Below are 12,814 nucleotides of genomic sequence, written 5' to 3' on the forward strand. Positions count from 1 at the left end.
CCCCGGCTTCGCCGTATTAATCCATGGCGATCGTCCCCCATCCGCCGGAGAATTGGCGGATGGCCTCGCCTCGTACCCCGCCGCCCGGTCTGACCGTACGACCGGCCACGCTCGACGACGCGGCGGCGGTGTGTGCGCTGCTCAACGAGATCGATGTGCTGGAGGTCGGTCGTGCCGACACGGACCTGAGCGAGATGCAGGCGGATCTCAAGCACCCCGAGGCGGACCTGGAGCGCGACTCCTGGCTGATGTTCGATGCCGAGCGGCTGATCGCGTACGGCCTGCTGTGGGACGAGTCCGGTGACGAGCGCATCGACATGGACCACTACGTCCTGCCCGGCAGGCTGCAAGGCGCCCTGCACCTGTACGACCTGATGGAGACGCGGGCCAAGGAACGGGCAACCGCCAACGGCGTGGCACGAGCGGTGATACACATGCACCTCAACATCGCGCCCACCATGGACCTGACCGCGCTCCGGAGGCGGGGCTGGCGTACGGTACGCCGCTACAACGTGCTGAACCGGACCCTGTCCACCGCCGACCGGCTGCCGGTCCCGCCGCCCGGTGTGGCCCTGCGCCCCTGCCGTACCGAGACCGACCGCCGACGCGCACACACACTGCTCCAGGAAACATTCGCCGGTCACTTCGACTTCCAGCACCGGTCGTACGAGCAGTGGCTGGACGACATCGACGCCGAGCGCGCGGACTGGTCGCTGATATGGATCGCGCGCGTCGACGGCCTCGGCGACGCCGCCGTGCTGCGTACCCACAACGCCCGTGACGCGATGGCCTGGATCGGGCACCTCGGCGTCCTGGACAGGGCCCGCGGCCGGGGCCTCGGCAGTTACCTGCTGCGCCACGCCTTCGGGCACTACGCGGCGCTGGGCCGGGACCTCATCGGCCTCGGCGTCGACACCGACAACAGCAGCGGCGCGCTCGCCCTCTACGAACGGCACGGCATGACCCTCGACTTCGCCGTCGACACCTGGGAACTCGTTCTCCCTGTCTGAGCGGGCCCGAGCCGCTTCCGTTCAGGTGCGCCCAGCCGCTGATCCGCTACCCGGTCCCCGCTGCTCCGCTACCGGCTCGCTCCGGCGGGCGGCACGCGCATGTTCATGCGCCGCACACGTACCGGCCCGCTGTACGTAGCACGGAGTGCACCCCGCGCAGTGATCTTCACCAACGGTAAGGCGACACCCCGGACATCCCACACACGGAGCCGCACATGGACCGCAGATCCCTCCTCGCCGCGGGCGGAGGCGCCCTGGCAGCCGCCGCCGGCGCCTCGCAAGCCCACGCCGCCCCGCACACGACCCTCGGTGGGGGACACGGCCGAGGCACCGTACGGTTCAACGTCATCAGCGACATCCAAGGGGACCTGCGCGACTTCGGGCAGGCCCTGGACGACATGGCGGCCGTCAATCCGCGCAGCGCGGGCCTCGCCGTCGCGGGCGACATCACCCCACGCGGCTACGACGCCGAGTACGCACAGGTCAGCGCTGAAATGGCACGCCACTCCCACCCCCGCGACGTGGCCTGGGCGATCGGCAACCACGAGTTCTACGTACCGAAGTGGCGCGACCCCGGCACCCTGTCGCAGGACACCTGGCCCAACCACACCACCGAGGACTCCCTCTTCCGCAGCTTCCACCGCTTCGCCCGGCGCGGCACGGTCCACGCGGAGACCTCCTTCGGCGGCATCCCCGTCCTGACCCTCGGCACCGAGAGGTACGCGCACTACCACGACCCCAAGCTCTGGGACGAGGTCTGGCTCAGCGACGCACAGTTCACGTGGCTGGAGGACCGCCTGTGGCACTGGTCGCGCCGCCGCAGGCCGGTCATGGTGATCACCCACCACCCCCTGCCCAACACGGTCTCCGGCACCCGCAACAAGCTCTACGCGAGCGACTACCTCCAGGCCGACCGTCTCCTGGGCCTGCTCGGCCGCCACCCCGACGTCTTCCTCTTCAGCGGCCACACCCACTGGGACCTGGGCCTCTCCGACTGGGTGGTGCGCCGCGTCGTGCCCGGTACCGCGAACCTGAGCGGGTTCACGGTGGTCAACACCGGGGCCGTCCAGACCGGTTACCGGGACGACGGCAAGGGCGGCGAAGTCGCCGTCGGCGGAACCTTCAACCAGGGACTCCAGGTCGAGGTGGGCCGCGACGCGGTCGTCATCAAGGCCCGTGACTTCGCCCGCCGGGCCTGGCTGAAGGAGATCACGGTACCGCTGACTCGCTGAGGCGCTGCCGGGCTCCTGCTCCGCGGTCCCGGAGGGTCCCCGCATACGCACAGAATCCTTTCTCCTCCGGTGTAAGAAATCGCGGTTCGCGACCACTGCCCGGTGAGAGAGCCAAGATGAGGAGACGGTGCGTGAGCGACGCCCAACGCTTCCGGGACCTGTACGAGGAGTGCCATCCGCGCGTACTGGCCTATGCCACCAGCCTGGTGGGCCGTCAGGTCGGTGAGGACATCACCAGCGAGGCCTTCACCGTCGCCTGGCGGCGGATGCGGGACGCCCACGCCGCCGCTGCCGTGGCTGCTCGCGGTGGCCCGCAACCTGACCCGGGAACTGCGGCGCCGCAACAGCAGGCAGTACGCCCTGGCCGCCGAGGAGGCGCAGCGCATCATCACCTCGGGCGCCCAGGTCGACGACGTGGCCGCCGGGGTGACCGAGCGCGCGGCGGCGCTGCAGGCGCTGGCCCGGCTGTCCGCCGCCGACCAGGAACTGCTGACGCTGGTCGCCTGGCACGGACTCGGCCCGGGGCAGGCCGCACGCGTCCTCGGCTGCTCCACCGCGACGTTCTCGGTGCGGCTGCACCGGGCCAGGCGGCGGCTGGAGCAGGCCGTCGATGCGGTCAGGCCCTCTCACGACCCGCAGCCGAGCGCGACAGCGAAGGAGCACTGACATGGCCGACAGACGGCCCGACGTCATGAAGAGCCTGGCGGACGCGAGGCCCCCGGAACTCGATCCGGAGCACCTCGCCGGTTCCGTTCGCGCCCGCGACGATCTCGTCTCCCTTCTGGCCGACGCGCCGGAAGGGCCGGTGCCCTCCGGGGCCGGGCCCGTCCGGAGGCTCATGTGGCGTTGGGCGCTGCCGGTCGCCGCGACGGCAGTCACGGCCGGAGTTCTCGTCGGCGTCCTGTCGCAGGGCACCTCGGTCCCCGAAGCGGCTCCGGCCACCGCCGGACCCGGCCCGGACAGTCCCCGGCACACCCCGGAGAACGGCCGCCTGGCGCTGCTGAACGTAGCGGCCCGGCTGGACAGCGCGGCGGGAGCGGGCACGTACTGGCAGGTGACCACACGGTCGGCCTGGATCGGTATGGCCGCCGTGTCCGGGCCGGGCTTCGCGGTCGTCTCCTCCTCCACGCAGCGGCAGTCCATCGGCGTACGGCCCGGCACCCAGAGCCTGGTGATCACGGGACTGGACGCCACCACCGCGCCGCGTACCAGACGCGACACGGCACGCTGGAAGGCCGCCGGTTCGCCGAAGGAGCTGACCCTCGCCGACTCCGGTGCGGGCGGCACCCTGGGGCTGCGCATGGAGACGGCGTCCGAGAGGCGGCCGACGGTCGACCGGACCGACCTCGGAGACCGGATCGCGGCCATCGGCGCGCGCAACGTCACCTACGCCGACCTGCGAAAACTCCCCGGCGACACCGCCAAGCTCAGGGAGGTGCTGGCGCGGCTGTACGAGGAGGACAAGGGGAGTGAGATCTCCGGCCGTACGGAGTGGATGTGGCGGCAGGCCTCCAACCTGATCAACCTGCCGGTCGCGGCGGACGTCCGGGCCGCCGCGTACCGCGTCATCGCCGGCCTGCCGGGCATCCGGTCGCTCGGCGAGGTGACCGACCCGCTGGGCCGCAAGGGGGCCGGCTTCGCCCTGCCCCCGACGGTCAGGCCCGGCTACGGGGCCGTACGGCCGGAGCTGATCGTGGACGCGGCGACCGGCGCCCTGCTCGCCGACCAGGAGGTGCTCACGAGACCGTCCGCGAAGGCCGCCGAGGCGGGCCTCACGGCGGGCACGCCGGTCCACTACACCGCCACCGTCCGGTCCCGGTGGACGGACCGGCAGCTGAAGACGCCCCGGTGAACCGGTCACAACGACCCGGTCGGCCTGTAAGAAGCAGCGAGCGGCGGCCATTTCCTTCTGAGATCACCATCCCGGCTGAGATCACCATCCCGGCAGAAGGAGCGGCATGACCACGGACGCAAGACGCCCCAGGGCACGCACGATGTGGCTGAGCACGGCGGTCACGGTGTGCGCGCTCGCACTCGGCTCGTTCAGCGCCCAGGCGAACGCCACGACTGGCGCCGAATCCGGCCCGGAGGCCCGCGCAACCACCTCGTTGGACCGCACCCTCACCCCGTCCCACCGCGCAACCGCCCTGTCCCACCGCACCGCCACCCCGTCAGCCCGCGCCGCCACCCCGTGGAAGCTGCGCCTGCCCCTGAGCGAGACCGCCTCGACCGAGTTCTGGGACGTCGCCTCGACCGGTGCCCACGACGTGTGGGCGGTGGGCCGCAGGACGGACGGCACCGGCGGGCCGGTCCCGGCGGTGAAGCACTGGAACGGTACGAGGTGGACGGATGTCGCTGCCGCCACGGAGAACGCCCCCGCGCAGTTCGAGAAGGCCGCCGCCGCGGCACCCGACGACGTCTGGGCGGCCGGCACCCGCTCCGACGGCGCCTCCGGACCGCTCGTACTGCAGCACTGGAACGGCAGGAAATGGGCCAAGGCCGACCACGCGGCTCCTCCGAAGGGATCGATGAGCTTCGTCGGCGACCTCGCCGCCTTCGGGGCGAACTCCGCCTGGCTGACCAGCTTCGACTGGAACCAGGCGAGCGACGCATACACGTTCCGCCTGGAGCGCTGGACCGGCTCCGCGTGGGACAGGGTGACCCTGCCCGCCGCCCCGGACGGCGGGCAGGTGCAGCCCTGGGGCATCACCGGCACCGGCCCGGACGACGTCTGGGTCACGGCCCAGGCCATGACCGGCGAGGTGTCCGTACCGCTGCTGTACCACTGGAACGGCAACGGCTGGACGGTCCGTGAGGTGCCCGTACCCAGTGGTCACCCGACCGGCTGGGTCGCCAACCACGCCGTCGCCACCGGACGGAATGCGGTCTACGTCCTCGGCAAGACCAACGACGCGCAGGCGCCCGAGGCCACGATGGCCGCCCGCTGGAACGGCAGCGGCTGGCAGTCGCTGCCCGCACTGCCCGTCGACGAGGTGAACGCCGCGAACACGGACGGCGCCGGACGGCTGTGGATCGCCGGCTGGTCCGGCGGCCGCCACTCCGTGCTGTCGCGCTGGACCGGTACGGGCTGGGCGACCGAGCAACTGCCCACGGGTGTCACCGCGCACAGTGAGATGTCCACCGTGCTGGGCATCGGCGGCGTCCCCGGCACCAGCGGTGTGTTCGCCGCGGGTACGGCAGGCTGCCAAGCCGATCCTGTCATGTGCGGGGTGCTGGTCTCGCGCGGCCTGCGCGGATAGCTGATTCGACTTCCGGAGTCCGGGCCGTACTACGACTTCTACGCCTGGGCGGCGGCCTTCCCGTACACCTGGGCGGTGGCCTCCCGCCGCCCAGGCGCCGTCCTGCCGGTGACTCGACCCCGGACCCCGATACCCCGGCGGGACCCGGCTTGACTTAGGTATGACCACATACCTAAAGTGCCCGTATGCCCGCCTCCCGTGCGTCCGACCAGGACACCCGCCGTATCGCCTCCGGGCTCGCGGCTGTCCTGCCCGCACTGCACCGGGCTCTCGACCGGCGGATCGTCCAGGACATCCCGTTCCCGAGGCTCCCCGACGGTCAGATCGCGCTGCTGCGGTTCGTCGACGAACACGACGGCGCCACCGTGCGCGCGGCGGCCGACGCGCTGCTCGTCAAGCCCAACAATGTGAGCGCCCTGGTCACCCAGATGGTTGCCCAGGGGCTGTTGGAGCGCAGGCAGGACACCGCCGACAAGCGCGTGGCGCACCTGCATCTGACGGCGAAGGCCCGGCGCCAGGTCGCCGAGGTCGGCAATCTCATCGACGGTTACTTCGTCGAGGCACTGCACGCCCTCACGGACGGCGACCTCGACGCCATCGGGTCCGCCCTCGGTGCCCTCCAGGGGTTGGCACAGCGGATTCACCCCGCCACGGACTGACGACCCGCCAGAGGACGGCAGCGGCACTGCGTTGCATGCGGCACTGCGTTGCATGCGGCACCGCATTTCATCAGCGCCCCCGCCTGGCACCCCGTCTCTCCCCTCTCCATATACCCATCTCGTACACCACCCTCGAAGAAGCAAGGCACCTCCATGTCCTCCTCCGTCATGGGCAGCTCACCCATGCCCACACACGCCCCGCCCGCGCCGGAAGCGGACCGCGGCCGGCGTGGCCACCCCTGGCTGACGCTCATCGCCGTCGCCTTCGGCCTGTTCATGGTCGGCCTCGACGGCTCGGTCGTCTCGATCGCCAACCCGGAGATCGGCCGGGACCTGAACGCCTCCACCGCCGATCTGCAGTGGGTCACCAACTCCTATCTGCTGGCCCTGGCCGCCACGCTGATCCTCGGCGGGAAGCTGGGCGACCGGTTCGGGCGGCGCACCTACTACCTGATCGGTGTCGCGGGCTTCGCCCTGGCCTCCGTCGCCATCGGCCTGTCCGGCTCGATCGAGGGCGTCATCGCCTTCCGCGCGGTCCAGGGCTTCTTCGGCGCGATGCTCATGCCCAACACCCTCGGTCTGCTGCGTGCGGCCTTCCCGCCGAAGAAGTTCGGTATGGCGGTGGGGATCTGGGCCATGGTGTCGTCCGTGTCCACGGCGCTCGGCCCGATCGTCGGCGGGCTGCTCGTCGAGCACGTCAACTGGGAGTCCGTCTTCTACATCAACGCGCCCATCGGCGTCGTGGCCCTGGTGTTCAGCGCGTTCGTCCTGCCGCAGAGCAAGAGCACGGCCGCCCGGCACCGCTTCGACATCCCCGGTGTGGTCCTCCTCGCGCTCGGCCTGCTCCTCGTCGTCTTCGGCGTGGTCAAGGGCGAGTCGTGGGGGTGGAGCGCGGGTTCGACCCTCGGAGTGCTGGTGTCGGGCATCGTCGTCCTGCTGGGCTTCGCCTGGTACGAGACGCGCCTCGGCCGCCCTTCGCCGGGCTCGCGGACCGGCGCGGACCGGGGGCAGCCCATCCTGCCGATGCGGCTGTTCCGCAGCCCCGCACTCTCCATCGGTACGGTCATCACCGCCGTCAACTTCTTCGTCCTGCTCGGCGTGATCTTCTTCGTCATGCTCTACCTGCAGAACGTGCGCGGCTTCACGCCCGTCGAGGCGGGCGTACGCACCTTGCCGCTGAGCCTGGCGTCCGTGGTCGCCTCGCCGCTGGGGGCGAAGCTCACCGAGCGGTTCGGGGCCCGGCTGACCATGCCGCTGGGCATGGTGCTGCAAGCGGGTGCCTCCTTCGGCATACTCGGCTGGGGCGTGCACTCCTCGTACGCGGCGATGTGGCCGCCGTTCATCGCGCTCGGCCTCGGCGTGGGCATGGTGATGGCCGCCTCCTCCGACGCGATCGTCGGCAACGCGCCCGTCAGCGACGCGGGGGTGGCCGGTGGCCTGCAGGCCACCGCGCTGCAGATCGGCGGCGCTCTGGGTACCTCCGTCCTGATGTCCCTGATCAGCGGCAGGGTCGGTGCCACCCTGACGAACGAACTGACCTCGGCCGGAGTGCCCGCCCCGATGGCCGCGCACCTGCACGAGGCCAAGGACGCGGTCGCGATGGGAGTGTCACCGGTCGGCGGCGGCATGCCGGAACAGCTGAAGTCCGCGGTCGCCGAGGGCAGCGGCCATGCGTTCATCAACGGTGTGCACACCGCGGCCCTCGTCACGGGCGTGCTGTGCGTGATCGGCGCGGTGCTCGCGGCAGCCGGTGTCCGGCGCAATCCGCAGGCGCCCGCCGAGCACTGACGGCTGACGACGGGAGACCGGTCGCTTCCTGCCTCTGCGGGACGTCCTAACCCTGCTGCGGGAGGTCCTTGACGAACACGAGCCCGTCGCTCTCCGCCAAGTGGGCCGGGTCGAGCGGGGCGTACCCGAACCAGGGCGACACGCGGGGGGCCGGCCGCGTGTCGCCGAGGGCGGTGGCCAGCCGCGGGGCGTCGAAGACGAAGGGGCCCTCCGGGAGCGCGTACAGGAGCCCTTCGACGGTGTCCGGTGGCGGGGTGCCCACTCCCCGGTGCCGGATCGTGCCGAGGGCCGTGGCCAGGAAGGCGTACTCCCCGCCCAGGCGGGTGCTCACGATCGCACCGGCACTCCACCACTCCAGCGGCAGGCTCCCCATCCGCATCGAGCTCTTGTGCCGCTGGAGATGGCCGTTGTGGGCGTGGACCAGCGTCGGGCCCCGTTCGGCCAGCGCGAGGAGGTTGTCGGCCATCATCTGGTCCCGCAGGCTCACCAGCCGTGTCATCCGGCTCGGTGAGGTGTCGGCCATCCAGAAGTGGTAGCGCAGCAGGCCGGTCGCGGTGCGCCCGTACAGGCGCGCCCGGTCCCGGTCCTCCCGCGAGGCCGACGCGACCAGGTGCGGCGCCTGCATGCCCAGCAGTGTCACCAGATCGTCGGCGAGCAGCCGCAGTTCCCTGGCCTCGGCCGACCGTCCCACGGAGCGGGTGGGGTCCATCATCGCGGCGGGCTCGGTCCACCGGTCGTCGCTGCCGAGCAGACGGTCGAGTGTCTCCGCGGTGCAGGGGAGCAGGCCCGCGTCCACCCGGGCCGCGAGGTAGCCGTGGAGCGCGATGAGGGCCTGCCGGGGGCTGGCGGCGCCGGTGATCTCCAGCGGGCCGTCGAAACCGGCGAAGCGGAGCCGCTCGGACGCGGGCCGGCCGTCGTTGTACGCCCGTATCCAGCGCACGAGTTCGCGGTTGGCCGCGGACGCGCCGAAACCGTGGCTGAACCCGTGCGCCATGACCTCGTCGAGTGTGCCGGTGCCGGAGACGACGTAGTCGTCCACGGCCAGGCCCGTCATGCAGTCGCTCTCGATCGCGATCGTCCGGTAGCCCTCCTGCTCGACCAGCTGCCGGAAGAGAGCGTTGCGCACTTCGAGCAGGGTGTCCTCGCCGTGGGTGGGCTCGCCCAGGGCGAGCAGGCGCGGTCGGGCCGACAGCAGATCCATGACGGCGTCGGCTTCGACGGCATGGGCGATGTCCTTGATGTCTGTAGCCATGCCTTCAACGCTATCGTTGAACCTTCGGTTGAAACTTTTACGCGAGATGGGCACGGACATGGGGGAAAACCTTCAAAGCGGCGATCGTCTCAGGCCGATCGATCTGGCGCGCCGGAACGGTCTGTCCACCCAGGCCGTCAGGAACTACGAGGAGGCCGGCATCCTCCCGGCCGCCGGTCGTACGCCCCACGGCTACCGCACCTACACCTCGCAGCACGCGCGGGCCCTGCGCGCGTTTCTCGCCCTGGTGCCCGGCCACGGCCACCGGACGGCGGCATCGGTCATGCGGGCGGTGAACGAGGGCGCGGACGACGAGGCGTTCCGGCTCATCGACGAGAGCCACGCCCAGCTCCTCGAAGACCGGCGGACCCTCCACGCCGTGGAGACCGCCATCCGCGACCTGGCGTCCACCCCAGGGCCCGAATCCGATCCGGCGTCCGGACCCGATCCGGTGTCCGGACCCGGAGTGGTGTCCGGATCAGGCGGTTCGTTCATCGGACCGCTGGCGGACAAGCTGGGGATCCGGCCTGCGACGCTGCGCAAATGGGAGCGCGCCGGACTGGTCCGGCCCCGCCGCGACCGGCAAACGGGATACCGCGTCTACGACGAGGCCGACGTACGCGATGCCCGGCTGGCCCACCAGCTCCGGCGGGGCGGCTACCTGCTGGAGCAGATCGCCCCGCTCATCGCCCACGTGCGCGCGGCCGGGGGACTGGAACCGCTGGAAGCCGCCCTGCGCGGCTGGCACGGCCGGCTGTCCACCCGCGGACGCGCGATGCTGGCCGGGGCAGCCGAGTTGGAGGCGTACCTCCGCGAGCGCGGATGACACCGCGACCGTCAGCCGAAGGGAGACCTTTCAGAGCCGGTGGACCGGTGGGCCGGTGAATGCCGATGGACGCCGGCGTACGCGCGGCGAAGCGCTTCCTCAGACGGTGCGCAGGTCGGTGTCCCAGTCCAGCTGGGAGACCAGGGTGTCGTCGCCGGGACGCTGCGGACCAGGGGCGGGGGCCGGGCCAGTGCGCGCCGGGGTGCGGGTGCCGCGCGAGATCTGTCCGCTGACGGTGATGTTGTGCTCCACGCGCGGGCGGCGGCACGCCTCGTACAAAGAGAGCGCGCTCTCCCGGTCGGGCGCGTCCCGCAGGGATTTGGCGAGGATGACGGCGTCCTCCAACGCCATCGAAGCTCCCTGGCCCGTCGCAGGTGACGCCGCGTGCGCGGCGTCACCGACGAGCAGAGTCCGCCCGGAGCGCCAGGGGGTGCCGGGCGGAATCTCGGTCGCGTTGGTGGCCATGATCCCGCCGGTGGAGGCCGCGACGAGGTCCGCGGCGGGTGTCGCGTCCTCGCGCAGCAGCGCGACGAGCTGCTCACGCCGACGGGCGGTCGTGGGTTCCGCGAGTTCCTCGGCGGGAATGGCCTGCGCGGCGACACGGGCGAACCAGTACGTTTCCCTGTCCGGCGAGACCGCGTAGCCGAAGGAGGCGTTGCTGCCCCGCACCATGGTGATGTGGCCGGTGCCCTCCGCGTCCGGGGCGCTGCGGGTATAGCCGTAGAAGACACGCTGCCCCGCGTAGACGGGCTCCGCGCCGGGGGCGACCGACCGCCGGATGGCCGAACTCAAGCCGTCCGCGCCGACGAGCAGATCACCGGCGGCGACACTGCCGTCCGTGAAACGCGCGGTCACCTGCTCCGGGCCGTCCTCGAAGGAGACCAGTCGCGCTCCGTGCGCAATCCTGATGCCCCGGCGGACCGCCTCGGCCTGCAGCGCGGCGTTCAATTCGCCGCGGCGCAGGCACCGGTAGCGCAGGAGGGCGTCGTCGGCCTCTCCCATGGGCGCGTGGGCCACCTCGCCGCCCCGGTCGTCGAGAAGACGCATCGACCGCAGCGGGAACCCGATCGACGTGACCGCTTCCGAGGCACCGAGCTGCGCCAAGGCGCGCATACCGTTGCTCGCCAGGGTCAGGAACGCTCCGATGTCCTCGGCCGTGTCGGGGTGCGCCTCGTGCACGGTGACGTCGAACCCTGCCTTGTGCAGCGCCAGCGCGGTCGCCGTGCCGGCGATTCCGCCCCCGATGACCAGTGTGCGATTCACGTTCCACTCCGCTCTTCTGTACGGGTTCCATCGTGCACCCGGTCGACGATGAATCCGGGGCGGCTGCGCCTGCCGAGGCACCCCTTGTTCAGGCCGTCCGGTCCCGTTCGGAGCCGATGGGCCGGGAGGTGGCCGGGGCGGGCTCCGGTGCCGCGGGCGCGGGCTTCGTGTGCCCGCCCGGCGCCGTCCCGGGCTGCGTCGCGCCGGGGCGGGCTCGGCCTAGGCCTTCGGGTCCACGATGCGGATCATGTTCTGTCCCGTGGGGCCGGCCGTGCACGGCACGACCTCGCCGCTGGGGAAGCGGTAGTGGTCCACGAAAGAGGCGTTGACGCTGATATCACTCCACGTCATGTGCGCCGGGAGGTCGGCCGTGGCCCGCAGACGCAGGGTGTAGGCCACCGACTTCCCGGCCTTCAGTACGCCGTTGGTCACGAAGCGGCCGGACGCGCTCCGGTCCACCGGGGTCCACTTGCCGGTCCGGACGTCCTTGTACTCGAACTTCACGAACTTCCCGACCACCGGGTCCTCGTCGTCCACCTGCCGCCAGGCAGAGACGGAGGCGTTGAGCGTCGACACGTCCTTCTTGCCGATATTCGTCACCGTCGCCCGGAACGACCGCCAGCCCCCGCCCCGTACGAGCGGACCGTCGGCGTCGGTCTGCGCGAGATCGATGGACTTCTGCTCGTAGTCGCCGGACCCGGTGGAGACGTCGGTACAGCTCGGCAGCTTCTCCCCGGGGCCCTCGGCGGCGTACGCGGCGGGGGCCGCCAACAGGGCGGCCGGCACCAGCGTGGCGACGGCGACGACCGTGGCTGCTGTTCGGCGAGATGTCATCAGGTTCCTCTTCCGATAAGGCGACAAGGGTGCGCGACGGCGCCAACTGACGTTCGTAGGACCGTCTGTCGGGTCGATGGGTTGCCTGTGAAGGGTGTGATCTGCGGCGAGGCCGACGGTCAGCGGGCTCTGTGCGCGGAGCGGGGCCGGTCGGGACCGGTCGGCTCGATGCAGCGGGACTGGACGTGCTCGTAGGCCATCGTGGTCTGTACGTCGGCGACTTCGCGGCGTTCGGTGAGGCGGTCGATGACGAAGGCGTACACGCTGTCGACATCCGGGACGGCGATGTGGATGAGGAAGTCGTGAGCGCCGGAGGTGACGAACAGGCCGATCACCTCGGGCAGTCGCGCGGCCCACTCGCGGAACCCTTCGATGACCGGGCGGGCCGGAGGCCGGATGCGCACCGAGATGAGCGCCTGGACGGGCCGGCCGGCGGCGTCGAGGTCCAGGGCCGCGTGATAGCCGGTGATGACGCCGCGCTCGCGGAGCAGCCTGACGCGTTCCAGCGAGGTCGAGGGGGAGACGCCGGTCTTGGCCGCCAGGTCGCGGTTGGTCTGCCGTGCGTCGTTCTGCAGTTCCCGCAGCAGAGCCCGGTCCAGTGCGTCAAGTTCCATGGGGTCCACCGTATGCCAGACAAAGTTCGGCAAGCGGAGCCTCACGCCGGATTCCTGCTTGGCCTCGCGGCCATGC

At 71.3% G+C, this 12,814-nt stretch carries 12 protein-coding genes; 8 read left to right on the plus strand and 4 right to left on the minus strand.

All coding sequences use genetic code 11. From position 1 onward, the window contains the following. The first annotated feature begins 59 nt into the window (after positions 1 to 59). From A6A06_RS22890 to A6A06_RS22920, 7 genes are all read left to right on the plus strand, one after another. A complete protein-coding gene (locus A6A06_RS22890; RefSeq protein ID WP_073763113.1) occupies positions 60 to 1,010 on the plus strand; it encodes a GNAT family N-acetyltransferase in 951 nt (316 codons plus the stop codon). Positions 1,011 to 1,225: 215 nt separating this feature from the next. Beyond that, positions 1,226 to 2,242, plus strand: coding sequence for a metallophosphoesterase family protein (locus A6A06_RS22895; RefSeq protein ID WP_073763114.1), 1,017 nt, complete (start codon positions 1,226 to 1,228; stop codon positions 2,240 to 2,242). 306 nt (positions 2,243 to 2,548) lie between these two features. Beyond that, positions 2,549 to 2,908, plus strand: a complete 360-nt coding sequence (locus tag A6A06_RS22900; RefSeq protein ID WP_242440876.1) for an RNA polymerase sigma factor — start codon at positions 2,549 to 2,551, stop codon at positions 2,906 to 2,908. Between the two features lies 1 nt (position 2,909). Continuing rightward, the gene (locus A6A06_RS22905) at positions 2,910 to 4,094 is read left to right on the plus strand and encodes a CU044_5270 family protein (protein ID WP_073763115.1); all 1,185 of its coding nucleotides are present in this window, start codon (positions 2,910 to 2,912) and stop codon (positions 4,092 to 4,094) included. Between the two features lie 106 nt (positions 4,095 to 4,200). After that, a complete protein-coding gene (locus A6A06_RS22910) occupies positions 4,201 to 5,502 on the plus strand; it encodes a hypothetical protein (protein WP_073763116.1) in 1,302 nt (433 codons plus the stop codon). A 185-nt stretch (positions 5,503 to 5,687) separates the two neighbouring features. After that, the gene (locus A6A06_RS22915) at positions 5,688 to 6,161 is read left to right on the plus strand and encodes a MarR family winged helix-turn-helix transcriptional regulator (RefSeq protein WP_073763117.1); all 474 of its coding nucleotides are present in this window, start codon (positions 5,688 to 5,690) and stop codon (positions 6,159 to 6,161) included. A gap of 153 nt (positions 6,162 to 6,314) precedes the next feature. After that, complete coding sequence (locus A6A06_RS22920; RefSeq protein ID WP_075806932.1) at positions 6,315 to 7,949, plus strand: MFS transporter; 1,635 nt, start codon at positions 6,315 to 6,317, stop codon at positions 7,947 to 7,949. A gap of 46 nt (positions 7,950 to 7,995) precedes the next feature. Here A6A06_RS22920 and A6A06_RS22925 read toward each other — a convergent pair whose 3' ends face one another. Then, a complete protein-coding gene (locus A6A06_RS22925) occupies positions 7,996 to 9,201 on the minus strand; it encodes an erythromycin esterase family protein (RefSeq protein ID WP_073763118.1) in 1,206 nt (401 codons plus the stop codon). A 58-nt stretch (positions 9,202 to 9,259) separates the two neighbouring features. On the opposite strand from A6A06_RS22925, the gene A6A06_RS22930 reads away from it, so the two are divergent. Then, on the plus strand, positions 9,260 to 10,027 hold the full coding sequence (locus A6A06_RS22930; protein ID WP_073763323.1) for a TioE family transcriptional regulator: 768 nt from the start codon (positions 9,260 to 9,262) through the stop codon (positions 10,025 to 10,027). 99 nt (positions 10,028 to 10,126) lie between these two features. On the opposite strand, the gene A6A06_RS22935 is transcribed toward A6A06_RS22930, so the two are convergent. From A6A06_RS22935 to A6A06_RS22945, 3 genes are all read right to left on the minus strand, one after another. Continuing rightward, positions 10,127 to 11,290: an FAD-dependent oxidoreductase gene (locus A6A06_RS22935; RefSeq protein ID WP_073763119.1), complete on the minus strand. Its 1,164-nt coding sequence runs from the start codon at positions 11,288 to 11,290 to the stop codon at positions 10,127 to 10,129. Between the two features lie 219 nt (positions 11,291 to 11,509). Beyond that, entirely contained in the window at positions 11,510 to 12,124 is a 615-nt protein-coding gene (locus A6A06_RS22940) for a hypothetical protein (protein WP_073763120.1), read from the minus strand. 119 nt (positions 12,125 to 12,243) lie between these two features. Next, positions 12,244 to 12,738: an Lrp/AsnC family transcriptional regulator gene (locus tag A6A06_RS22945; protein ID WP_073763121.1), complete on the minus strand. Its 495-nt coding sequence runs from the start codon at positions 12,736 to 12,738 to the stop codon at positions 12,244 to 12,246. Between the last annotated feature and the right edge of the window lie 76 nt (positions 12,739 to 12,814).

Origin of the sequence: Streptomyces sp. CB02923 (genome assembly GCF_001905005.1) — a bacterium.
Classification (GTDB): Bacteria; Actinomycetota; Actinomycetes; order Streptomycetales; family Streptomycetaceae; genus Streptomyces.

Coding starts and splice junctions, on each gene's coding strand:
- A6A06_RS22915 (WP_073763117.1), top strand. CDS start 5,688: ATGCCCGCCTCCCGTGCGTCCGACCAGGACACCCGCCGTATCGCCTCC.
- A6A06_RS22930 (WP_073763323.1), top strand. CDS start 9,260: ATGGGGGAAAACCTTCAAAGCGGCGATCGTCTCAGGCCGATCGATCTG.
- A6A06_RS22890 (WP_073763113.1), top strand. CDS start 60: ATGGCCTCGCCTCGTACCCCGCCGCCCGGTCTGACCGTACGACCGGCC.
- A6A06_RS22905 (WP_073763115.1), top strand. CDS start 2,910: ATGGCCGACAGACGGCCCGACGTCATGAAGAGCCTGGCGGACGCGAGG.
- A6A06_RS22945 (WP_073763121.1), bottom strand. CDS start 12,738: ATGGAACTTGACGCACTGGACCGGGCTCTGCTGCGGGAACTGCAGAAC.
- A6A06_RS22895 (WP_073763114.1), top strand. CDS start 1,226: ATGGACCGCAGATCCCTCCTCGCCGCGGGCGGAGGCGCCCTGGCAGCC.
- A6A06_RS22910 (WP_073763116.1), top strand. CDS start 4,201: ATGACCACGGACGCAAGACGCCCCAGGGCACGCACGATGTGGCTGAGC.
- A6A06_RS22925 (WP_073763118.1), bottom strand. CDS start 9,201: ATGGCTACAGACATCAAGGACATCGCCCATGCCGTCGAAGCCGACGCC.
- A6A06_RS22920 (WP_075806932.1), top strand. CDS start 6,315: ATGTCCTCCTCCGTCATGGGCAGCTCACCCATGCCCACACACGCCCCG.
- A6A06_RS22940 (WP_073763120.1), bottom strand. CDS start 12,124: ATGACATCTCGCCGAACAGCAGCCACGGTCGTCGCCGTCGCCACGCTG.